A 23,649-nucleotide genomic window follows, 5' to 3' on the forward strand; every position below is an offset into this window, starting at 1 on the left:
CCTATTACGCTTGATTCTTTGTCATTTTACAATGAAAAAAGCTATCGCACCCATCCATCGTGAGATCTGTGTAACCCATAGTGCCCGGTTCCATCTGCATCTCCGGATGGTTGGATAGAAACATCTCGATCTGATGCTCATTTTCATCGGGATTTACCGAGCAGGTTGAGTAGACCAGCACCCCACCGTCCTTTAACATGGTGGCTGCATGATCCAACATGACCCCCTGGATCTGACGAATGGCCTTTCGCTCCTTTTTATCCCCCCGGTGCCGAATTTCTGGTTTTCGCCGAATAATGCCCGTCCCTGTACAGGGCGCATCCAAAAGGATTCGGTCAAACACCTTGATATCGATGGGGTTTAACCGGGTTCCGTCTGCCTTCTCGGTTTTGATACAGCTAATTCCCAATCGACGGGCTGCCCCATCAATGAGGGCCAATCGATGGGCATGGATATCCCGGGCGATGATTTCCCCCTGATTTTCCATAAGCTGGGCAATGTGAGTGGTCTTCCCTCCGGGTGCCGCACACATATCCAGAATTTGTTCCCCGGGCTGAGGATCCAGTAGATGACTTAACCCCATAGCCCCCTGATCCTGGATGGTGTAAAAACCCGAAGAAAAGAGCCTTTCCTTGTTAATATCCGATCCCATTCCGGCAGTCCCCAGAAGGTGGATGGCCTCTGGATACAGGGTTCCCGCTTCTGGCACCATTCCCAGGGCCGACAATTCTGTCATGAGCGCCTCCCTGGTAATCTTAAGGGTGTTCGTCCGAAGGGTAAAGGGCGGGGTATCATTCATCTTCGGAAGAATGGTCATTGCCTTTTCCTCTCCAAAAACCTCAAAATACTTATGGACAATCCACTGGGGAATGGAGTATCGAATGGATAATCCTTCCTTCTCATTGGGCCAGTCCTCCAGGTGGAAATCCGCCAATGCCGCCTTTTGGCGCAGGATGTTTCGCAAAACACCATTGACAAAGCCCCGGGCCTTCGGCACTTTTTTCCCGGTGAGGGTAACGGCCTCATCCACAATGGCGTAATCCGGAATCCGGTCTAAAAAGAAAATCTGATAAGCCGCCACCTCTAGAATAATACGGACACTCCCATCCAAGCGTTTCAGAGGCTTGTCCAGAACCTGGCACAGCAGGTAGTCAAGATACATCTGGTTTTGAAGAGTCCCGTATACCAGGGTGATATACAGGCCCTTATCTTCCCCAGAAAGTGAAACACGGGAAAGAGCCTCTCGTGTTTCCAGGTTAGAGAAGGCTCCCTCCCGTAAAATATGCTGCAGTGAATCCACTGCCAGTCCCCGTGGATCCATCTAGTTTCTCCCACGGATGGCCAGCATCCGGAAAAGATTCAAGAAGGCCATGAGGGTGCTGGCGACATAGGTCATGGCTGCCGCCCCAAGGACCTTTTTCACCCCGCTAATTTCACCCGCCTCGACAATATGGTACTCCTCCAAAGCTAAAACCGCACGATGGCTGGCATTAAACTCCACTGGAAGCGTGACAATATAGAACACCAGAGCCAGACAGAACAATAGAATCCCAACGTCCATGAGGATTAACCCAAAGCTGGAACGGTTCCCCCCTAGAACCAGGCCGATGAAAAAAAGAGGCCAGGCCGCGTTGGAGGTAAAACTACAAACCGGTACAATAGCATTCCGGAATTTTAAAGGCACATAACCCTGGGCATGCTGGATAGCATGTCCCGTTTCGTGGGCGGCAATGCCTACGGAAGCAATGCTGGCCTTATCTGCCACGTCACTTGAAAGACGCATGACCTGGAGCCGGGGATCATAATGATCTGTCATCTTACCGGATACCCGTTCAATGCGGATATGGGACAGGCCATTATCGTCCAAAAGGCGACGTGCCGCCTGGGCACCAGTAAGCCCGGTATGGGTTGGGACCCGGCTGTAGGTATTGTAAGCCTTACTGACTCTTGCCTGGGCGATGGCGGCGATAATCAGACCTGGGATGAGTATGAGCATGCTGCTGTAAAATCCAAACATCATTTTCCTCTTTTCTTTTACTTTTCAGGGAACAAGTATACGTTCTATTCCTGTAAATGGACTTAAGCCTTTCCCAAAATCCGTCCGATTTCCAGGGTGTTTCCTCGTAAATAATCCTTTGTCTCCATCCGCTTTTTCCCCGGCATTTGGATCTCACCAATGGTCAGAGAACCATCGGCGGTTTTTACCACCAAGCCAGAGTGAATATCAGCTTTAAGGATTTGTCCCGGATGTCCTGGGGTTTCATTCCCCTGGATTTTTGGCGAAAAGCACTTGATTTTCAGACCATCGAGGGTGGTGTAAGCCCCTGGAAAAGGGTCCGTTCCATTAATCTTTCGCAGCACCTCATGGGTCGTTCTGGACCAATTAATTCGTCCCGTATCCCGATCCACTTTATCCGCATAGGTAGCCTTGGCCTCCTCCTGCTTTTCTGGAACAATGGACCCTTCCACCATTTCCTGGAGGGTCATCAGAAGCAAATCCGCTCCCAATTCGGCCAGGGCATCGTGGAGCTGTCCCACCGTAGTTTCCTCAGTAATGGGAACCCGGGCCTTGGAAAGCATATCCCCGGTATCCATTCCGATATCCATTTTCATGATGGTGACACCGGATTCATCCTTCCCGTCCAGAATAGCGTGGTGAACCGGCGCAGCTCCCCGGTATTCCGGCAAAAGGGAACCGTGGATATTCACCGAACCCATGGGGGGCATATAGAGAATTTCCTCAGATAAAATTTGGCCGTAAGCAGCAACCACGAAGATATCCGCTTCTAAAGCCTTCAAATGGGCTACAGCCTCTGGAGTTTTGATCCGCTCGGGCTGAAACACAGGGATGCCCAGGGCCAAAGCCCGTTTTTTCACCGGCAAAAAACAAATCTTATTCCCCCGTTTATTGGGACGATCGGGCTGGCAAACCACAGAAAGCACCTGATGCCCCGCTTCTACCAGACGATCCAGGGCAGGAACGGCAAAATCCGTCGTCCCCATTAAGACAACCTTCAGCGGTTTCATTGTGGGATAACCCGATCTAAGAAAACCACCCCATCCAAATGATCCAATTCGTGGCAGATGGCCCGGGCCATCAGCTCATGGCCCTCAATTTCACAGAGATTCCCTTCCAGGTCCGTATAACGGGCTACAGCGCATTCTGGTCGCTCCACGGGTCCAGATTGATCCGGGAAGCTCAGGCAGGCTTCATCCTCAACAATGCTGCCCTCCGTCGATACAATCTCCGGATTAATCATCACTACAGGGCCTTCTCCAACATCGATGACCACGATGCGCTTTAAAATCCCAACCTGGGGTCCAGCTAAGCCAACACCCTCCTGGTCGTACATGGTATCTAACATATCCTGGGCCAGCTCCCGGATTCGGTCGTTAACCTCCGGGATTTCCCTGGCCTTTTTGTGCAGAATCGGATCGTCATTTACTCTCATATTTCGAATTGCCATCAGTTCCTCCTTTAATTCTAAATGGTCACCGGGGGATCAATTTCAATGGATATCCGGGCGCTCAGACGCTCGATGCCGCCATTCTGAATGATTCCCCGCATCATACCCTGGAAATGCTCCAGAGTCCTTAACTTAAGTAACAGCTTATATTTGATTTCTCCACTGCCAGGCTGACGCCCGGCCAGAGTTGGTTCAAACAGGGTGTACCCTTGGGTTTCCTGGTCCCCCAGGGCCTCCTTAAGGGTCTTTCCCAGGGTCAGGGCATCTGCCCTGGCCATCCGGTCATCCGGTGCCATCACCCCAAAGACAGCCAGATGTCCTGCGGGTGGATATCCCAGGGCCTTGCGATAGCTAAGCTCACTGCGATAAAACACCTGGGGATTTCCGCTGGCCAAGGCCGCCACGGTTTCATTCTCTGGCTCATAGGTCTGAGCCAGGGCCATCCCCTGGGATAAGCTGAAAAACCGTGCGTAAAGCTGATAGGCATTTTCCCCTGAGGTATAGTCCCCAAAGTTCATATCGTTATCCATCAACAGGGCCGCGGCTAAATCCACAGAGCCAAAGGCAAAGCCCTTGATTAACAGGCGGGTTCCAAGGACCACATCCCACTCCCCTTTAGACAACGTCTCATTCATGGCCTTGTAGGCCTCATAATCCGGCACCGTCCCTCCATCAATTTTAAGAATCCGCCAATGGGGATAACGCTTTCTTAAAACTGCCTCAGCCTGATCCAGTCCCAGCCCCATGGTCCGGTATCGACGGGAACCGCACCGGGGACAGCTGGCGGATTTAACCTGGGTCTTTCCACAATAGGGACAGCGCAGGGTGCCATCCTGATAGTACTTTAGGGTCACACCACAGCCTTCGCATTTTGGAATATACCCACAGTCCCGACAGAAGGTATAGGAAGCATAACCCCGGCGGTTCAGTAACAGCAGGCTTTTTTTACCAGAGGCGCTATTTTCTACCAAGGCTTTTTCCAGGGGATGGCTAATAAAATCTAAATTCCCCTGGCGTATTTCTGCCTGCATATCCACCACCATTGGCGGTTTTGCCGTCATTGATAAATCTCCAATAAACTGCCAGCGACGAGAAGCCACTGATGCATAGGCCTGTACGGATGGCAGTGCATCTCCCGCGACAAGCTGTGCTCCGGTAATTCGGGCATATTCCTCGGCTACCCTCAGCGTGTGGAACCGCGGCATGGAGGCTGCATAATAGGAACTGTCCATCTCTTCGTCAATAATAATCAACCCCAGCTGTCTATAGGGCAAAAACAATGCCGCCCGGGAGCCCATCACCACCTGGATAGACTCACCGCGTACCGCTTCGTACAATAAGTAACGCTCCTGTTTTTTAAGCCGGCCATGGCATATCGCACCACGGTTTCCAAAGAATTGGTAAAAATCCCTTTGATTCTCAAGGGAAAGGCCCACCTCGGGATAGAGGAGCACGGCCTGTTTCCCTGTCTTAAGACAATCCGCAATGAGCTTCGTATAAAGGGCAAACCGGGATTTTTTATTTTTTAAGCAAAAAAACACCGGTTTTTCCGGGGTTTCCATCGCTCTGTATTTCAAATAGCAGGCCTTTGCCCGGCCGACCAGCCCCTCTGGGGGGGCCATCGTTTTTTCAACTCCTATATCCTCTATATCGACACAGCGCTCCCTGGCAATCACCCACCCCTTTTGGATCAGAGTCCGCCGGCTGGAAGCAATATCCCCGAGGATCTCCCGCATTTCTGACGCTGTATAGTCCCGAAACCGCAGCAAATCCATCACCCGGTTCATGTGACGGCCAGTGGTGTGTCCCTGACGTCCTGCCTCGGTGAGATGATACACTGTTTCGGTAACGGTGTAAGCCTGGTAGCCCTCCTCTACCCGCCCCTCCAACATCCGATGCTCCACCGGCACCGGCGAGACAAAGAAAGCAAGGGCTTCATAGTACAGGGAACAATAGTAGTCCCGCATCCATTGGCATAACACCAGCTGGGACGCTGTAAGCACCGGTACCTCATCAATGACCCAGCGTATGGACTTAAGGGCTCCACCGTAATGGGAGTGGTCCTTTATGGCGACGACAAAGCCCTCCAGAACCCGATCTCCATTCCCAAATCCGACGACAACCCGAACACCAGGGACTACCCCTTCAGCCAGATTCTCCGGAATGTCATAGTCATAACAGGCATCCAGACGTTTGTTTTTCTGCCGGAGGTAAACCGCTGCTACAGCCACGTGTTTTAGAGGCCTTCAGCCAAATCTGCCGTCGTGGGTGCACTGGCTCCGTCGTCTTCCGGGAAGACCAAGTCTACTTCAACCGCTTCGACTTCTTCAAGCTTGGTAATTTTAACCAGGTCCTCAGCGATTTCCGCCGTTGCGATGGATACAGGATTGTCGATTTGGATTTTCACCAGGGGTTCATCCCCATCAATGATTTCTCTGGCACGTTTGGCCGTTGCCAGCACCAATTCATATTTATTATCCGCCTTTGCAATTAAATCGTTAATCGCAGGGTAACGCAATCCCTTTTTCTCTTTATTTTTATATGCCATCTGTTACCTCCCTAAAATTTCTACTACTTTATTCTTCAGACGCTCCGTCCGGCATTTTTCTGCCGTAATAATCGCCTCTACCTGTTTCGCCGCCACATCCTTATCCTGGTTAATGACGATGTAGCTGTAGTCGTCGGCATTACTCATTTCATCGTGGGCACATTGCAGGCGAAGGGCCATCTGCTCTTCGCTCTCTGTCCCCCGCATCTCAATCCGTCGCCGCAGCTCCTTCATGGATGGTGGTGCAATAAAGATATAAATGCCTTCCTTATTGTTCTGGCGGACCTTGGCCGCCCCCTGGATGTCAATCTCTAATATAACATCATAACCCGAATTGAGTAGATTTTCAACAAATTCTTTGGGGGTCCCATAGTAATTTCCATAAACCTGGGCGTATTCCAGATATTTCCCCTCCCGGATGCCTGTTTCAAAGCTTGCCTTATCAACAAAGAAGTAATCCACACCGTCCTTTTCATAATTTCGGGGTTCCCGGGTGGTTTCTGAAATTGACATACGGATATCGGGCTGGTCATCCCTTACAATGCGACATACCGTTCCCTTCCCTGCACAGGACGGTCCGGAAATGACGATTAAAATTCCCCGTTCCTTTTCAAAAAAATCCATTTCATCTTTTTGGGTCATCAACACTTGTCTCCTATCATTTGAACTTAAACCTACAGCCTTTATTCGATATTTTGTACCTGCTCACGAATTTTTTCAATCTCACTTTTAATGTCCACCACCATGCCCGCAATATCCACATCGTTTACCTTCGAGCCGATGGTGTTAATCTCACGGTTAATTTCCTGGATTAGGAAATCCAACTTCCGGCCGATGGGCTCCTGGGTTTCTTCCAGAATAACGGACAGACGTTCCATATGGGTGTGGAGCCGTGTCAGCTCCTCATCGATGGCCAATCGATCGGCCATGATAGCCACTTCAGATAATAGGCGCTGCTCGTCTGGCTCAACACTCTGGGTGTAGTCTGCCACCCGCTGATGGAGATTTTCGGCATAAGCGGCCAGCATCTGGGGTGCCTTTTCCTGGATGGCTTCAATCCGTTGGTTGATGGTCACGCATCGCCCCTGGATATCGGTCTTCATGGCAGCTCCCTCCCGGAGCCGGCTGGCATCCACCTGGCTCAGTGCCCCCTGGAGAACCGGCTTCAGGCCAAGCCATTTTTCATGGTCATCCCCGGGTGTTTCTTCAAGCTCGATCACATCCGGAAATTTTGCAACCAAAGCCAGGTCAATTTCATCACTGATCATGGAATCCAGATTTTTAATGGCATTTAACACCTGAATATAACCCATGGCCAGCTCCCGATTAAAAACGATACGCTTATTTTGGGCATCCAGCTCTTTATATTTAATGAACACCTCAATCCGTCCCCGGGCAATGGTTTCACTAATGGTCTCCCGAATATTCGCCTCATTCCCCCCTAACATCCGGGGAATCTTTAGAAAAAAGTCCCGATAACGGTGATTCACCGTTTTGATCTCTACCGAAATTTCCACTGATTCATCACGATAATCCTGTCGGCCGAAGCCCGTCATACTTTTCATAGTGATTCTCCCAACTTTCAAATCTCGATTTCGCCTGTAAATACCGTTGTTGCCGGGCCCCTCATGGTCACCCGGCCATCCTCTACAGCAATGGTGAGCCGACCTCCGGATAAGGTGGCCTCCACCACATCCTCCACCAGCCCCAGGCGGCCCAGAACCGCCACGGCGGAGCAGGTTCCTGTCCCACAGGCCAGGGTCCGTCCAGCACCACGCTCCCAGGTATCCATTCGAATGTGCCTTCCATCAATGACCTGGGCAAAGCTGATATTACATTTTTCCGGAAACATTTCGTGGTTTTCAAAATATGCCCCCAATTCCTCCAGAGGACATTGGCTAAGATTCTCCACCAATACGGTCATATGGGGATTTCCCATGGAGGCACAGCCGTAGGTATAGCATACATCGCCGTAGCTTATTTGCTCCCCAAGGACCTCCTTGGTTTTGGCAATAACCGGGATATGCGCCGCTTTAAAATCCACCCTTCCCATATCCACCCGAACCTGGGAAGCCCCTTTGTCTCCGGGCTCTACCTCTACCACAATTTTACCTGCCCGGGTTTCCACCGCAATGGGACCACCGTGGGCCACAATGCCCTGGTCGACCACATACTTGGCCAGACAACGAACCCCGTTGCCGCACATTTCAGCTGTTGAGCCGTCACTATTGTAATAATTCATAAATACTTCCTGGGTGGCCGAGGATTCCACCAAAATCAAGCCATCTGCACCAATTCCAAAATGCCGATCGCACAGCCCGGCGATTTCATCCGGGGTCAGATGAAGCATCCCCTCCGTATTATCAATCATTACAAAATCATTGCCCGTACCCTGCATCTTTGTAAATTCCATTTTAAAGCCTAACTTCCCAATTTAAATTTATATTTAATCATATCGAAAATGCGTTGAAATTTCAAGAAGAAATGCTAGAATTAAATTATTATTGATTAGAAAGGACCAAACATGGCATTTGACGGTATTACAACCCACCATTTAATAAAGGAACTGCGCAGCGACATTGTCGATGGACGCATCCGAAAAATCTATCAGCCCGAGGCCGATGAAATTCGGCTCACCATTAATAAAGGCCGGGACAATTACAACCTTCTGCTCTCAGCCAATGCCAATAATCCCCGGGTCTACCTCACAGAAAAGCCAAAGGGCAACCCCAATACCCCTCCGGGATTCTGTATGGTGCTCCGTAAATACATTTTAAACGGAATGATTCTGGACATCCGCCAGCACCAAAGCGATCGGGTGATGGAATTTCACATCGCCTGTAAAAACGAATTTGGAGACACGGTGGTTCGCTGCCTCTTGGTGGAAATCATGGGACGCAACAGCAATATCATCCTTACCGATGGCCCTGCCGATGGTTTGGAAACACCCCCGACCATTATGGACTCACTGAAAAAAGTCGGCTCCTCCTCCAACCGTTACCGCCAGATTTTACCTGGCCGTCCCTACATCTTCCCCCCGGAAAGTGGCCGGCGAAATTTCTTCACCCTAACCGAAGAAGCTTATGTCCAAATGACGGCGGATGAAGGGGCGGTCCCCCTTAGCAAGCTCTTTGTCCAGGGGTTTTTAGGCGTCAGCCCCATTCTGGCAAGGGAAATCTGCTTTCGGGCCGGTGTACCGGATACCGCTTCTTTTTCGGATTTAAGCACGAAACAGATAAAATTCCTGTGGCAGTCCTTCTCCGATATCCGGGGGGAGATCCAAACCGGCCCCCTCCCCACTTTGTACACCTTCCATCGGGATATCCTGGATTTTTCTACGGTGAATCTCCATCATTTAGTAGACACCGATGAGGCGCACTACCCCAAGGTATCCGCCATGCTGGAAGATTTTTATTATCTAAAGGATAAAAAAATCCGTTTTACAGCCCGCAGTGCCAATTTAAAGCATCAGCTGGGAACCCTTTATAAAAAGAGTGCCAAGAAATTACAAAACCTCAGGCAGGATATGCAGCGCTCCCATAGCGATGAAAAAAGCAAACTTTTCGGAGATTTAGTGACCGCCAATATCTATCAGATAGAGCGGGGCATGAAAAGCATCACCGTGCCTGACTACAATGACCCCGAAATGGGGGAAGTTACCATTCCTCTAAAGGTAAATGAAACTCCTTCCCAAAATGCCCAGCGGTTCTATAAAAAATACAATAAGGCCAAACGAGCTCAAATCCAGCTGGCAGATCAAATCGCCATCACCGAGGAACAAACCTATTATCTGGACAGTCTCCTCAATGCTCTGGAGCAATGCACAGAGCTAGCGGAGTTGGATGAAATCCGCCACGAATTTGCTCAATCGGAATTTGCTAAGAAAAACCCCAATCAAAAAAAGGCCGCCAAGCGGCCGGAAGCCTCCAAACCCATGCATTATCTTTCCTCCGAGGGCTTCCACATCTATGTGGGTAAAAATAATTATCAAAACGACTATATCTCCACCCGTCTGGGTGTGGATGAGGACTGCTGGCTCCATGTCAAGGATATCCCCGGTTCCCATGTGTTAGTCGTCGCCGACGGACGCTTTATTACCGAAGTCACCCTCCTGGAAGCCGGCATGCTGGCTGCCTGGTACAGCAAAGCCCGGAATTCCGAGAATGTCCCCGTGGACTACCTGGAATTCAAATTCCTTAAAAAGCCCAATAAATCCAAACCCGGCATGGTCATCTTCACAGACCAGAACACCATGTATGTCACCCCGAAGCGGGAAGCAATCCTAAGCCTCACCATCATCGACTAACTACGGGGCGACATCCAGCCCCTTCAAAATCTTCTCAAAATACTCCGGTAGAGGGGCCCGAAATTCCATGTATTCCCCGGTCCGGGGATGGGTAAAGCCCAACAGCTCCGCATGGAGACATTGACCCTGGGTTTTAAAGGGATTCCCCTTATCCCCCCTGTACAGGGTGTCCCCGGCGATGGGGTGACCAATGGCCTGCATATGCACCCGAATCTGATGGGTTCGTCCCGTTTCCAGGCGGAAGGTCATTAAGGTATAATTTTTAGCCGGGAAGCGTGCCATCACCTCAAAATGGGTAATGGCCTCCTTCCCCTTATCCCTTTCCTTTACCACAGCCATCCGCACCCGATCCACAGGGTGCCTGGCGATGGGCATATCCACCGTTCCCCGTTCCTCCTTGATGATTCCCTTGACCAAGGCCCGGTACTGTCTCGTGATGGTATGGTCCTTTAGCTGGGCAGACAGGCTTCTATGGGCCAAATCATTCTTTGCTACCATAAGGAGTCCCGAGGTATCCTTATCGATGCGGTGGATGATCCCCGGACGGTTGACGCCGTTAATCCCCGATAAATCCGTGGTATGGTACATCAAAGCGTTCACCAGGGTTCCGGTATAATTTCCCGGTGCCGGATGGACCACCATTCCCTTAGGCTTGTTTACCACCAGGACATCCCTATCCTCATAGACGATATCCAGGGGAATATCCTCTGCTTCCACGGTATAGGCCACAGGCTCCGGAATCTTTACACGAAGGACCTCCCCCCCCTTGATTTTATAGCTTGGCTTTCGCACCGCACCGTCTACCGTCACGCCGCCTTCTCCGATGATTTTTTTAATATATTCCCGGGATCTCTCTGGGAGGGCCGCTGCACAGGCTGCATCCAAACGCAGCCCAATGTGCTCCTCTGTCATACACAAGCTATACTCTTCCATGGTTCGCTCCTCTAAATATATTTTTCAATCACCAGACGGGTGTTCCCTTTTTTAGTCATTCCACCGATTTCGGCAATTCGGGCCTTCCCCTTTCCCCGCAGGGCAAGGATATCCCCCACCTTGATTTGAAAATCATTCTTTGTGGTTTCTTCGTAGTTGACCCGTAGCCGCCGCTGCTTAATATAGGTGAGGGCATCCTGTCTGGAGAATCCCCAAATCTTACCGATGATTCCATCCACCCGAAGGGAAGAAACCACTAAATCCAAGGATTTAAACTGAAGGGCATAGGAACGGATTTCCTCTGGTCCCCGGTATTTAACCATTATGGTGCGTCCCTTCATTTTATTGAGGTTTTGCTCAAAAAAGGGCTTCATCCGTGCGGCAAAGATAATCTGTACCTCATCCTCCCCCACATGGATATCCCCCAGGCATTCCCGGGTGATCCCCATAGCCATCAGCTCTCCCAGGACATTTCGATGATCCATGGGGAAATTTTTCTGGAAAGCGGCGGCCATTAAAGGCCATTCCAGGGCCTCCCCATCACAATATTCGGGATAAATGCAAAGCATCTGACGCGCTGCATCTTCCATCCCTCCCCAAAAGGCGTAGGGCTCTCCCCTCCCCTTGAGCAACCGCCCAATTTTCGACTGCATGGCTTCATCACAAAAATCGAAAAAACGAGGCTCATAATTGCGCTCGCAGGCATCCGCTACCCGGGCTAAGAATATTTCCTCTTTTTTATCCTTCACACGTTCCTCCACTGACGCAAAAAACCCATCCGAAGGATGGGCAATGTTTTATTCGGTTAAACCACGCTTCTTAAAAAATCAACGTCACCACCCAGGAATACACCGGGTAGATGATAAACTCAATCAACAAAATAGCAGCTAAACCGGAAAAATCCATGCCGCCAAAGGTCGTAAATCGGCGGAGTGGTGCCATGATGGGCTCGGTTAAGCCATAAATCACCCGCACAATGGGGTTCTCCGGATTCGGTCTAAACCAGCTAAGCAGGCAGTTGATGCAAATCAGCGCCGTGATGATGTTGAATAAGTAGCTTCCAGCAATAAGCAGTATTGTTCCTGCACTGGTCATCATATCCTATTCTGCATCCCAATCCAAAATCGGGGTAATGAATTCATCGTCTTCCTTTTCCATTTCGGTGGAGACAGAAACCTGACGGGGTGCCAGAATAAAGACATTATCTGCAATTTTATTGATGGAGCCCTCCAGTGCAAAAACAGCACCGTTGAGGAAATCAAAGATTTTACGTCCATCCTCATATTCTGTATTTTTAAGATTAACGACAACCGTCTTATTTTCTTTTATTTTATTAACAATACCTGGGGCATCATCAAAGAATTCCGGGTCTAAAACCAGGACTTCCGGACCTCCAGCCAAACCGCCAACAGCACTTCGGGCTGGCGCACGGCGAGGGGTTCCTGCTGCGGCTTCGTGGGTTTCTTCCACACCAGCGGCATCATCCTCTTCGTAGTAATCTTCTTCGTAGGTGCCGTCTTCATCCATGTCCATTCCAAAAACCTTGATAATCTTATCCTTAAATGTTTTATCGTTTGCCATGCTCTCTCTCCTAACGTTTAAATATTTTCCTTCCGATTCTTACGATGGACGAACCTTCTTCAATCGCAATAGGATAGTCATCGGTCATCCCCATGGACAGGCTATCGATGTCATTCTCACCACCATGGTATTCTTTTAACATTGTATCATACATTCTTTTTAATTGCTTGAAAATTTTTCGGATTTCCTCAGTATTTTCAGTCATAGGCCCCATGGCCATGAGACCCCGGACCCGAACATTCCTGCAGGCTTCCGCCTCCCGGCAGGCCGCCTCAAATTCCCCGGCTTTAAAGCCCGACTTAGTGGCTTCCTCCGCCAAATTGAACTGGAGGAGGACATCGGTGACCACCCCCTGCTTGGCGCTTTCACGGTCCACGGTGTGGAGCAGCTTGAGGGAGTGGATAGAGTGAATAAGATGAACCTTTCCAATGAGGTACTTGACCTTATTGCTTTGAAGATGTCCGATGAAATGCCACCGCACCTCTCCAGTAATCTGGTCCATCTTATCCAACAAATCCTGAACCCGGTTTTCCCCAAGATCATGAACGCCAGCATCGACCACCGCCTGGGTTTCAGCCACATCATGGTATTTTGTAACGCCCACCAAGGTAACTCCCTCTGGAATAGTCTGTCGTATTTCTGCTATATTTTTTGCAATCATGGTATCCATGCACTACCCTTCTTCCTTTTACGGATACACCTTATACGATATTCCCACGGATAAAGCCGCATTGTCATCGACAGGCATAATCGCCTTACCACCATCGTACCGGGCAACAGTGACTTCCACCGGTTCAGCAAAATAGCCTCGCTCCATGGTGGTTAAATAGGTTTTTCCTTCTTTTTCAGTGATGGCACTTCTTGGCACCGTGTAAGCTTCGTATCCCTGGACATTGATGTCCGTGGTGATAATATTATCGTTGGCAAAGACATTAACGTAATCCTTAAGCATCACGATGGCGATTTTGTTCTCCCCGGAAGTGACCTCGTCCACCAGATATACCTTGTAGGATTTGCCTTCCTTTTCAAGGGTAATCTCTGGGTACTCCCTCAAAAGGTCTACCCTTTTGACTAAAAGCTTATAGTACGCCGCATTCTTCTCGTTCCCGGTGGTTCCGATATTTTGCTGCTTCAACTTAAGCATACTTTTCTCACCCTGGATTTCTGTCTCCTTTGGAACGACAAAGGCACCGTAAATATGATCCCCATTAATCACCTTTAAGGCAGTGGTGTCCTGCTGATCCACCTTACTGGCAATGCCAAGCATCTCCTCATCCACATAGGGGAGGACGCTTTCGGAAATAACCATTTCCATAGAGTTCACCGCCGCATAAACATAGCCCGTGGAATCCATGGAAAGGCCACTGAGGGTAATCTGTCTGGACTGACCGTCATTTAAAGACTCCAGCTGTTTTTTCTGGGTATCCAGCTCAGCTGCGGACATCCCCATATATCGGGTGGCACTGAGTAAGAAACTTTTTCGATTCCTGGCATCCCCACTGAACTGACTATTAATTTTTGCCATTCCAACAAAATTCTTACCAATTTCATCCACAATGACATTCCATGTATCGTAATATTTATCCGCCACAATCTGGTCGATGGTGCTAATCTGTTCCTTTAAATAGGATTGATTCACAACCTTGGGCGTAGTGGTCAGGCTGGTGTAGCCATTTACCTTACTTCCCTCTTCCACCGTCAGGTCCGACGCCTTAAAATCATCAAGCTGGATATAATCCATATTTTTGAAAAGATAAAGGTCGGTGCGATAGGTATCCCTGTATTCCGTCTTTTCTACCAGGGCCTGTTTATTTCCCCGGTAGTTGTAGGCGAAGATTGTGACGATAATTAAAAAAAAACGACGCCAACGATCACCTGTCTGCGGCGTTTGACTCGTCTTTTCATTTCCCGTTTTGTTTGACTCATATTATTCACCTGAATTATTGTTTTATTCGTAAAATTTAAAAAAGAATAAAAAAATGGTCTGAGTGAGAGGAATCGAACCTCCGGCCTCGTGAACCCCATTCACGCGCGCTACCAAACTGCGCCACACCCAGACAACGTAGACTATTATAACTTTTCTTTACAGGCTACGCAAGTACTTTTTCAAATTTTTTACAGATTTTCCACTTTTTATTTCAGCCCTGGTGTTGCATTCATCCCCAGGGCTGAAAATTCACCCTTAAATTTGACCATAAAGGAGACTTAAAAGATCCACAGCGTTATCCATACTCATTCGTCCGCTATCCAGTGCCAAATGATAGTTTTCAAAAGATCCCCATTTTAAATCGGTATAGTAGGAATAGTAAAGCCGGCGCTGCTTATCGATCTTTTTAATGATGCTCTGGGCTTCTTTGCTGCCGACACCGTCCCGTTCACACACAGTCTGAATGCGTTTATCCATTGGAGCATAGATGTAAACATGCCGTGCCTCCGGGTGACTCCTCAATACAAAATCGGCACACCGCCCTACAATAACACAATCCTCTTTTTGGGCCAGTCCCCGGATCACCTCGGACTGTGCCTGGAACAGCACATCGTTAATGGGAGCCGTGGTGGAATAGCCCGCACCAATTTTATAATCCACGGATGCATAGAGCAGTGGATTCGTCTTTTTCTCATCCACCTCCACCAGGGATTCCACTGGAAGCTCACTTTTTTCCGCAGCCAACCCAATGAGCTGTTTATCGTAAAAAGCGATACCGAGATGATCAGCCAGATTTTTTGCGATGGCCCGACCATTACTGCCAAATTGTCTGCCGATGGTAATTATTTTCGCCATAACCTTTCGCCTCCTGACATTTTATACAATCATAGTATACCACAAATGCAAACCTTTTTCATGGATTTAAGCAGCTTTTATTCTCCCAGCCGAAGAACAAATAGCTCCACCCCCAGCTCTGGTTCCACCACCCCTGTTTTCATTTGTACATCCAGCTGTGCGGCCGCCGCCATTATTCCCATTAATCGCTCCTGGGGGAAACGTCCTGCCGCTCCCTGCATCTTCTTAACCACAAAGGGTGGGCGGCCCACCTCCTTGGCGATGGTCGCCTGAGTACTCCGGTTATCCGTTAGAATACGGACCTGGAGCATGGTTCGCAGCTGGCTTAAGAGCAAACCAAACACCCCAAAGGGCGATTCTCCGCTGAGATAAAAATTTTCCAGCATCATCAAGGCCTCCCCCATATTTCCCCCCATGGCAAAATCCACCATTCGGAAAATATTTTCATCAACAGATTTTGGCAGGGTTGCCTCTAAATCATTCAGAGTGATCGCCTCAGCATCCCCCACGTAATCCATGAGCTTCCCCAGCTCATTATCCACCCGCTCCATATTCTGATCTTCATTTTGCAGATAAAGGGTATCCCCAATAAAGCGTTCAACCACCCTCCGGGTGGTTCGCTTTCCCCCAAGCTTTAAGCGTCTGGCAATCCACTTTTCCAGCTCCATTTGGGTGAGTTTATGATACTCCACCACTGCAGCATACTTCACAAGCTGCTTATACACCTTTTTCCGCTTATCGGGCTTGCTGCTGTAAATTAAAAGGACGGTTGATGGCTCTGGCTTCTGAATATAGCTCAGCAATTCCTCCGCAGCATCGGTGTTTTGGAGAATCCCCGTTTCTTCCCTTAGAATGACCACCCGATGATCACTCATCATGGGCAGTTGTCTGCAAATGGCCACCACTGAGCCCACATCGGTCTCCTTTTCCGAAAAAGACATGACATTCAGCTGGACTAAGGATTCTGGAACTGCCTTTTCCACCAGGCGTTTCTCCATCATTGCCGCAATATACTGTTCTGGACCAGTAAACAAATAGACGGGGTGAAAGTTCCCCTGATTGATTTCCTTGGTCAAATCCTGATAGCGCATCCCTCGTTACTCCTTTTCTAGCATCGTCTTAATTTCCAAATTCTGTCCATTTGTTTCGACCACCACCGCTCCCTGCTCATCCGTTCGATAGCATCTGGCACCAGTGGCTTCAATATTAGTGAGCACCGTGCCATCCGGGTGTCCAAAGGTATTATAACGCCCCACAGATACCACGGCGGCTGCCGGCGATACCTGTTCTAAAAATCCAGTGTCCGAAGCGGTGGCACTGCCATGATGTCCAATTTTGATGACATCACTATCCACTGCTCCTAACTGGGCTTCCACCCCGAGGCCCGCATCTCCCATTAAGAGGATAGAGCGGGCACCATAGGTCAGACGCAGCACCAGGGACGCATCATTTTGTTCCCCCTCCTCCAGGGCTTCAACCTTGCCATCAGGCCACAATACCTGCACCCCAACGCCATCCCTGGTCCTTAAAATAGCCCCGCGGCTTAGCTGTGAAATGGGAATTTTATCCTGGTTCAATAAAGCTACATCATTATATTTAGTGGATACATAAATGTGTTCCACGGGAAGTAGCCCTAAAAGCTCCTCGATGCCCTGGGCATGATCCTCGTGATGATGGGTAATAAAGACACCATCCAGCCGGGTGATGCCATAGGCATACAGTCCTGGCAGCAGAACCTTTTCAGAAATGGCCTGGCGGGTATGATCCGCCTTATCCCCATAAACAGGGTACCCGCCTCCATCGATGAGGTAGGCCCCACCCTCCGGGGTTTGTACCAGAGCACTGTCCCCCTGGCCCACGTCCAAAAAAGTGACCCGCAGGGGTCCGGGCAATAGGCTAAGGGCAATAACGCTCAAAAATAAAGCCGGTAAAGCCGTACACACCCATAAACGCTCCCGCCGATGCCGAAAATTAAAGTAACCAGCCACCGTAAAGGCCGCCATCGCCAGCAGCACAATATCCAAAAGCCCCATAGGGCCGCCGTTAAACCGCAAATCCATGGTCCCTGAAAAAAAGGTCGTTAGCTTTAAAATCCAATGGGCCAAAAAACCTGGCACACTGGCAAAAACGGGGGTCAACCCCGGCAGCACCAGCATAAGCACCACCATGGGCAGCCCGATTGTAAACAAAAGGCCCGCCAGGGGAACAAGGAGTAAATTACTAACCAAAGCCACCAGATTTAATGTGTGGAAATGATATAGCGTCGCCGGCAGGGTTCCAATGGTCGCACAAAGGGTCAGCACCAAGGTATTCACTATATTGCCCTGGAGACCCGTCCCTTTCATGATGCTGTAGCAAAGGGGTTTTGCAAAAAGCAAAATCCCACAAACCGCCCCAAAGCTCATCTGAAACCCCGCAGCAAAAAGCTGGGCGGGGCTTACCACCAGGATCAGGATAGCCGCTAAGCAAAGGCCGCTGAGTCCATCATAATGGGTTTTAATAACCTGCCCTCCCACTAAGACCAAAAGCATAATAGCCGCCCGGAGGACCGATGGGGAAAACCCCGTGAGGGCAGAATAAAAAGCCAGACAGGGCAGCAGCAGGAAAAGCCGACCCCGCTCCTTGAGTCCCAAGAGTGCTGCCACACCGAGAACCAGGGTGTATAAAAAACCCACATGGAGCCCCGAAACCGCCAGGAGATGGCTGATGCCCGCATTGGAGAACTGGGTCTTTAAATCCGCCGCCATGGATTTGTCCCCAAGGAGCAGCCCCTTCATCACCTCAGCCTGCTCCTCTGGAAAAGCCTGGGTAATGACCCCAAGAACCTGTTCCCGAAAGCGCTCCACCGAATAACCCAGGGCGTTATCCTGTCCATTGATGATGGGTGAGGACCCATTCTTCCCATAAAAAAGCCCCTGAATTCCCTGACCCTTAAGATACAAGCCATAGTCGAAGCCACCAGGATTTCGACTGCCCTCCGGAAGACTGAGCTCCCCATCCAGGGTGATGAGATCCCCAGGCTCAGGCAGCTTTGTCATAGGACTGTCATAATGGGCCAGTGTTGCCTGGAGCCGGATCGATCTATGCTGGTCCGATATGGTTTGGGTTTTTAAACGCAGGGTTGTCTTATCCCTATCATTACCAGAAAGAGCCTCCACCACTGCGGTTACACGCTGATCACCCTGAAGAGCGGCTAAATCTGTTTCTGGCATAAAAGCCAGCCCAGCAGAAACCCATCCGACACCATAGCAAACCAGGCTAAACACAACAAAGCCCCTGGGGATCGCCTCCCAAACCAGGGGAAGGGCCCCGATCATAGCCGCGATCACAAGCACCATCCAAAGGGGCATCTGCCAAAAGCTCAACAAAATCCCAGCAATGATGGCCACCAGGCCCATCAGTAACGGCCGATTCATCGAAACGCCCCCATGGTTATTTTACAAATTGAACTTGGCTGAAATTTCTGCTTTAGATGCCCGGCCAATAAAACGGTCATTGGCCTCCCGATAATAATCCTGGAGACGCTTTGTGGGGTCGAAATGGGTCATAATGAGATGGCGCACCCCCGCCCCATTGGCCACCTCAATGGCTTCTCCCAGGGAGAGGTGCTTATCCGAATGCCCATCCCCCAGGAAGGTACAGTCGCACAGCAGAACATGAACTCCCTGGGCAAAGGCCACAAAGGCATCACATAGACAGGTATCCCCGGTGTACATAAATACCCACTTTCCATCCGTTGCTTTTACAGCAAAATCCGGATAGGGATGGCTCATCTCTGAAAAAGTTAAGTGAAGGCCGCCCATGTCCAATGCCATTCCCTCGGTGATGGGGGTAACCTCAAAACCAGCACAATCCGAAAGCTGGTTAAAGACTTCCTCTGGATTAGGGGGAAGATAGATGGGCAGGCTCAATCCCTTCATTTCCAGGGCGTACCGAAGGACGAATAAATCTGAAATATGATCGGAGTGCAGATGGGTGCAAATAATGGCTGTTACTTTTTCTAAATCGCAATGGGTCAGCAAATTGGCCAGGGTTCCCGCTCCCATATCCAGGACGATTTTCACATCCCCTTCCTCTAGAAGATAACCAGAACAAGCCCCTCCTGGACGGGGATATCCCCCGGAATTTCCCAATACTGTTAATTTCATAATCTAAACCTCCACTTTAATTGGTAAAACACAACCGTGGTTTCTTTCCTTTTTTCTATTATAGCGATAATGGCGTGTCTTTCCAATAAAATTCTGTTATAATAGGGCTATCATTTCAGGAGGTCTACCCAATGCTCAAACTCGATCGACACCAATTTGAAGCTACAGACGGAAAGTCCGTCTTTTATTACACCACCCCCCGCAACCCGTCCACCCGGGCCATGCTGATTCTGGTCCATGGAATGGCCGAATATGCAGAGCGATATCGTGAATTTGCTGATTTCCTTTACCGGGGGGACATTATCGTCTATGCCATCGATCAGCGGGGGCACGGCGCCACCGGCCTTTCAGGTTCTGCCATGGGTCATTTTGACGATGCCGACGGCTGGCAGCGGGTCGTGGATGATGTCCAGGAACTAACCGGCCTGGCCAAGGCGGAAAATCCAGATTTACCGGTCCTGATCTTTGGGCATAGCATGGGTTCTGTGGTGGTCCGCACCTGCCTCATTGAATTTGGCACCCTGTACGACGGAGCCGTTATCTGTGGGACAACCATGGGGACTAATGCCGCCGTCCGTGCCTTCGGCAAAGCCATCGCCGATACTGAAATCCACAAATATGGCCCAACCCACCCCTCCACTGCTTTGGCCGAGCTTTCCTTTGGAGGCTATAATAAAAAATTCGCCCCCAACCGCACCGCCTACGATTGGCTTTCGGTTAATGAGGCCAATGTGGATGCCTATATTGCAGATCCCCTTTGTGGTTTCTTTTGTACTGCTGCTTTTTACCGAGACCTTTTCAGCGGCTTAGACTTTGCCAATAATGCCAGCAACATGGCGGAGATGCCAGAAAGCCTCCCCATTCTCTTAATCGCCGGGGCGGAGGACCCCGTGGGTAATATGGGTAAGGAGGTAAAGCTCATTTACCACCGGATGAAGGTGGCCGGCATGACCGATGTCACCCTTCGGCTGATTCCAGGAAAACGTCACGAAATCCTCAACGAAGACAACCGTGTCCAAACCTTCGGCATCATCCTTGAGTTTCTAAAAAGGGCCCTCCACAGCGCTAAGCACCAGGAATCCATTTAAAAAAAGAGGGAACCTCCCCTCTTTTTTTACTCCTTCTGATCCGCCACGGGCATCCAAACCAGGGCCTTAAACAAATCGCCATCGATGGCAATTTCAAAATGGCCACCCTGGAGCTCCGTTAAATCCCGGGTGATGGCCAGTCCCAGGCCACTGCCCTCGGTGTGACGGGCACCGTCTCCCCGTTTGAAGCGCTCCATCAGCTCCTCTGCTGGGATGCCCAGGGCCTGGGCACTGATATTCTTAACCTCTAAAATCCCCTCATGATTCTCCCGGCGAATGTCAATATACACCCGGGATCCCTTCAAGGCGTATTTAACCACGTTGGTCAGCAGATTCTCAATCACCCGCCAGAACTGACGGCCATCGGCCTGAACCAGTATTTTTTCCTCGGGCCGGGTCATAATAATCTGAAGCTCAGCAGCCTTGAGCTTTTCCTCAAATTCCCCCAACGCCTGATCCACCAGGGCTTCAGGATTCACTACATCTAACTGAATATCAATATTCCCTGTAGACGCCTTCGCCGCCTCGAATAAATCATCCGTTAAGTTTTTTAATCGATTGGCCTTTTCATCTAAAATACAAATGTATTTTTGACGATCCTCCTCTGGAATATTAGGACTCTTTAAAATATCCACATAGGCAATGATGGAGGTCAGGGGCGTCCGGATATCATGGGAAACATTGGTAATCAGTTCTGTTTTGAGCCGCTCACTTTTAAGCTCCTTTTCCACCGCCGCATCAATTTCACCCAGGAGATTCTCCCGCAGGGTATTGATTTGCCGACCAAAATCCTCCACAGCACCCTGACCTTCTACCTTGATGATAAAAGTTTTATCTCCGTCATTCATCTGCTTTACCCCCTGACGTATGTCAGAAAGCACCCGCACTTTTTTACTTAAAACATAGATCACGACCAGGCTCAATGGAATACCCAAAAAAGGAGCCCACTCGGTGAAAAGCGTTAAAAGGATCACACCAAACACCATGGCAAAATAAAGGCCAACCAGGGAGCTGTCCTTAACCACTTCAAAATAATATTCTTTAATCGCATGGCCAATCTGAAGGACACCTCGCCACAATATTCTCAGAATATACAAAATGAGTAAATGGGAAATAACTGAATGGGCCTTGGCCAAACGGACCCAGCTCATGGCAAAAGCATAAAGCACCAGGATCGAACCCAGGACACAAATCAAGGAAATGTAGACCGGCAAATAAATCGTAGCCAGCGCACCAGAAAACAACATCCCCCATAGGGTGAGGGTAATCATTAAATTGACATCCCAATAAGCATCGACTGGATAAAGGGTGATTCCAGGACGATCTTTTCCATGCCCTGCATTAAAACATCCCAGAACAAAACAAATTCCTCCCCCCAGATAGCACAAAAAAACGATTTGGAACATGATTGACATCGTTCCTCGCGCTTTTTGGTACTGGTCTTCCGCCTCGGAAACCGTCGTTTGGCCCGAATCACTCAGACCGAAGGCGATCTTCCCATCAATCCCCGTTCGGTTTCCCAAACCATATTGTGCCCATTGATTGGTGGCATCCACTGCACCCTGATTATCAATAAAATAAATGGGATATTTTTTAATCTCAGGAATGGTGAGATCCGGCTCACTGGCAATGACCTTTCCCTTGGATTCCACGAACCATTTCAAGCCAATCTCCTTCTCCATGGCTCCAAGGTAATTCTTAGCATTCGCCACATCCTGAATATCCTCGGGATCTGTCGATGCGGAATTCTGTAAGATTATTCCACATTGCCGATAAATATCCTCCATCCGACTTTCCACCACAGCACTGTCCCCATAACGTTCTGTATCCATCAAAATACTAAAATCAAATTTTGAAAGATTGTTATCCGAAGACATCATTATACTAAAATATGTTCCGCTGGTTAAAAAGATAATCGCTAAAATAGAGACAATAATTTGCAGGCGACTACTGTACAGGATATTTTTCAATTTTGTAACCAATGCCCCACACCACCTTTAAATATTTTGGTTCCTTTGGATTAATCTCTATTTTTTCACGAATACGGCGGATATGGACAGCTACCGTATTTTCCGAATTGTAGGATGGCTCCTCCCAGACATTTTCGTAAATTTGCTCGATGGAGAACACCCGCCCCATTCCCTCCATTAAAAAGAGAAGAATTTTATATTCCACCGGGGTAAGATGAACCTCTTCACCGTCCACCTGTACTTTTTTAGCCCCATCATCCAACAATAAGCCCCCGGTTCCATGGACATCCTGGCCAATCTTACAGCTTCCCAGCTGGGTATAGCGCCGGAGCTGGGATTTCACCCGGGCAATGACCTCCAGGGGGTTAAAGGGCTTCGTAATATAATCGTCCGCACCAACCGTAAGACCCATAATTTTATCATGGTCCTCGCCCTTGGCCGTCAAAAAGATAATGGGAACATTCGAAGTCTCTCTGATTTTCACGGCAGTCTGCATGCCATCCATTCCCGGCATCATAATGTCAAGGAGGATCAGGTGGACCTCCGACTCCCCAAGAATCTCAAGGGCTTCCTCACCCGAATAGGCTTTATAAATGGTGTAGCCCTCATTTTTTAAATAAATCTCCAGCACGTCCACGATTTCGCGCTCATCATCACATATGAGTAAATTCATGTCTTTGCCTCACTTTCTTATTGTCATTAATGATAACACAGAGTTATGACGGTTCGCCTAATGAATTTCTTAAAACTTTATGAAGGATAAATGTCATAAAACATTAAGAATTCCAATCGCCTGTTCGTCATTTTTATTGGGTACACTATAAAA

The 23,649-nt window shown here is 49.2% G+C and carries 23 protein-coding genes and 1 tRNA gene; 2 read left to right on the forward strand and 22 right to left on the reverse strand.

From position 1 onward, the window contains the following. Positions 1–4: 4 nt before the first annotated feature. From rsmB to dapF, 9 genes are all read right to left on the reverse strand, one after another. Positions 5–1,321 (reverse strand): 16S rRNA (cytosine(967)-C(5))-methyltransferase RsmB, encoded by a 1,317-nt coding sequence (gene rsmB, locus BLU30_RS05940; RefSeq protein WP_090244451.1) that lies wholly within the window; start codon positions 1,319–1,321, stop codon positions 5–7. Then, entirely contained in the window at positions 1,322–2,017 is a 696-nt protein-coding gene (locus tag BLU30_RS05945) for a zinc metallopeptidase (protein WP_090244453.1), read from the reverse strand. 62 nt (positions 2,018–2,079) lie between these two features. Beyond that, positions 2,080–3,027 (reverse strand): methionyl-tRNA formyltransferase, encoded by a 948-nt coding sequence (gene fmt / locus BLU30_RS05950; RefSeq protein ID WP_090244455.1) that lies wholly within the window; start codon positions 3,025–3,027, stop codon positions 2,080–2,082. After that, positions 3,024–3,467, reverse strand: a complete 444-nt coding sequence (gene def, locus BLU30_RS05955; protein WP_090244457.1) for a peptide deformylase — start codon at positions 3,465–3,467, stop codon at positions 3,024–3,026. Before def ends, fmt begins: the two co-directional genes overlap by 4 nt. Positions 3,468–3,484: 17 nt before the next feature. Continuing rightward, positions 3,485–5,698: a replication restart helicase PriA gene (priA, locus tag BLU30_RS05960; RefSeq protein WP_090244459.1), complete on the reverse strand. Its 2,214-nt coding sequence runs from the start codon at positions 5,696–5,698 to the stop codon at positions 3,485–3,487. A 5-nt stretch (positions 5,699–5,703) separates the two neighbouring features. Beyond that, positions 5,704–6,015, reverse strand: a complete 312-nt coding sequence (rpoZ, locus tag BLU30_RS05965) for a DNA-directed RNA polymerase subunit omega (RefSeq protein WP_090244461.1) — start codon at positions 6,013–6,015, stop codon at positions 5,704–5,706. A gap of 3 nt (positions 6,016–6,018) precedes the next feature. Continuing rightward, positions 6,019–6,657 (reverse strand): guanylate kinase, encoded by a 639-nt coding sequence (gene gmk, locus BLU30_RS05970; RefSeq protein ID WP_242873529.1) that lies wholly within the window; start codon positions 6,655–6,657, stop codon positions 6,019–6,021. A 41-nt stretch (positions 6,658–6,698) separates the two neighbouring features. After that, a complete protein-coding gene (locus BLU30_RS05975; protein WP_090244463.1) occupies positions 6,699–7,580 on the reverse strand; it encodes a YicC/YloC family endoribonuclease in 882 nt (293 codons plus the stop codon). Between the two features lie 17 nt (positions 7,581–7,597). Further along, positions 7,598–8,428 carry a diaminopimelate epimerase gene (gene dapF / locus BLU30_RS05980; protein WP_090244465.1) on the reverse strand — a complete coding sequence of 277 codons (831 nt, stop codon included), beginning with the start codon at positions 8,426–8,428 and terminating at the stop codon, positions 7,598–7,600. Between the two features lie 111 nt (positions 8,429–8,539). Between dapF and BLU30_RS05985 the strand changes: the two genes are divergently transcribed. Continuing rightward, positions 8,540–10,321 (forward strand): Rqc2 family fibronectin-binding protein, encoded by a 1,782-nt coding sequence (locus BLU30_RS05985; protein ID WP_090244466.1) that lies wholly within the window; start codon positions 8,540–8,542, stop codon positions 10,319–10,321. On the opposite strand, the gene BLU30_RS05990 is transcribed toward BLU30_RS05985, so the two are convergent. From BLU30_RS05990 to BLU30_RS06040, 11 genes are all read right to left on the reverse strand, one after another. After that, positions 10,322–11,254 (reverse strand): RluA family pseudouridine synthase, encoded by a 933-nt coding sequence (locus BLU30_RS05990; protein WP_090244468.1) that lies wholly within the window; start codon positions 11,252–11,254, stop codon positions 10,322–10,324. A gap of 11 nt (positions 11,255–11,265) precedes the next feature. Next, complete coding sequence (locus BLU30_RS05995) at positions 11,266–12,003, reverse strand: YlmH family RNA-binding protein (RefSeq protein ID WP_090244470.1); 738 nt, start codon at positions 12,001–12,003, stop codon at positions 11,266–11,268. Between the two features lie 70 nt (positions 12,004–12,073). Beyond that, positions 12,074–12,352, reverse strand: coding sequence for a YggT family protein (locus BLU30_RS06000; RefSeq protein WP_090244472.1), 279 nt, complete (start codon positions 12,350–12,352; stop codon positions 12,074–12,076). Positions 12,353–12,355: 3 nt separating this feature from the next. Continuing rightward, positions 12,356–12,835, reverse strand: a complete 480-nt coding sequence (locus BLU30_RS06005) for a cell division protein SepF (protein ID WP_090244474.1) — start codon at positions 12,833–12,835, stop codon at positions 12,356–12,358. Between the two features lie 10 nt (positions 12,836–12,845). After that, on the reverse strand, positions 12,846–13,505 hold the full coding sequence (locus tag BLU30_RS06010; RefSeq protein ID WP_242873525.1) for a YggS family pyridoxal phosphate-dependent enzyme: 660 nt from the start codon (positions 13,503–13,505) through the stop codon (positions 12,846–12,848). A gap of 18 nt (positions 13,506–13,523) precedes the next feature. Continuing rightward, positions 13,524–14,576, reverse strand: a complete 1,053-nt coding sequence (locus BLU30_RS06015) for a hypothetical protein (protein WP_242873526.1) — start codon at positions 14,574–14,576, stop codon at positions 13,524–13,526. A 239-nt stretch (positions 14,577–14,815) separates the two neighbouring features. Further along, a tRNA-Pro gene (locus tag BLU30_RS06020) sits at positions 14,816–14,892 on the reverse strand. 125 nt (positions 14,893–15,017) lie between these two features. Next, complete coding sequence (locus tag BLU30_RS06025) at positions 15,018–15,617, reverse strand: cytidylate kinase-like family protein (RefSeq protein ID WP_090244477.1); 600 nt, start codon at positions 15,615–15,617, stop codon at positions 15,018–15,020. A 77-nt stretch (positions 15,618–15,694) separates the two neighbouring features. Next, positions 15,695–16,708 (reverse strand): DNA polymerase III subunit delta, encoded by a 1,014-nt coding sequence (holA, locus tag BLU30_RS06030; RefSeq protein ID WP_090244479.1) that lies wholly within the window; start codon positions 16,706–16,708, stop codon positions 15,695–15,697. A 6-nt stretch (positions 16,709–16,714) separates the two neighbouring features. Beyond that, positions 16,715–19,033 carry a DNA internalization-related competence protein ComEC/Rec2 gene (locus BLU30_RS06035; protein ID WP_090244481.1) on the reverse strand — a complete coding sequence of 773 codons (2,319 nt, stop codon included), beginning with the start codon at positions 19,031–19,033 and terminating at the stop codon, positions 16,715–16,717. Positions 19,034–19,054: 21 nt separating this feature from the next. Beyond that, entirely contained in the window at positions 19,055–19,765 is a 711-nt protein-coding gene (locus BLU30_RS06040; RefSeq protein ID WP_090244483.1) for an MBL fold metallo-hydrolase, read from the reverse strand. A 131-nt stretch (positions 19,766–19,896) separates the two neighbouring features. Between BLU30_RS06040 and BLU30_RS06045 the strand changes: the two genes are divergently transcribed. Then, positions 19,897–20,853, forward strand: coding sequence for an alpha/beta fold hydrolase (locus tag BLU30_RS06045; protein ID WP_090244485.1), 957 nt, complete (start codon positions 19,897–19,899; stop codon positions 20,851–20,853). 26 nt (positions 20,854–20,879) lie between these two features. Here the strand turns inward: BLU30_RS06045 and BLU30_RS06050 are convergent, their stop codons facing one another. Both BLU30_RS06050 and BLU30_RS06055 read right to left on the reverse strand, forming a co-directional pair. Then, positions 20,880–22,835, reverse strand: coding sequence for a sensor histidine kinase (locus BLU30_RS06050; RefSeq protein ID WP_090244487.1), 1,956 nt, complete (start codon positions 22,833–22,835; stop codon positions 20,880–20,882). After that, entirely contained in the window at positions 22,801–23,496 is a 696-nt protein-coding gene (locus tag BLU30_RS06055) for a response regulator transcription factor (protein ID WP_090244489.1), read from the reverse strand. The genes BLU30_RS06050 and BLU30_RS06055 overlap by 35 nt, the downstream gene beginning before the upstream one ends. Positions 23,497–23,649: the final 153 nt, after the last annotated feature.

This window comes from Eubacterium barkeri (assembly GCF_900107125.1).
Lineage (GTDB): Bacteria > Bacillota > Clostridia > Eubacteriales > Eubacteriaceae > Eubacterium_O > Eubacterium_O barkeri.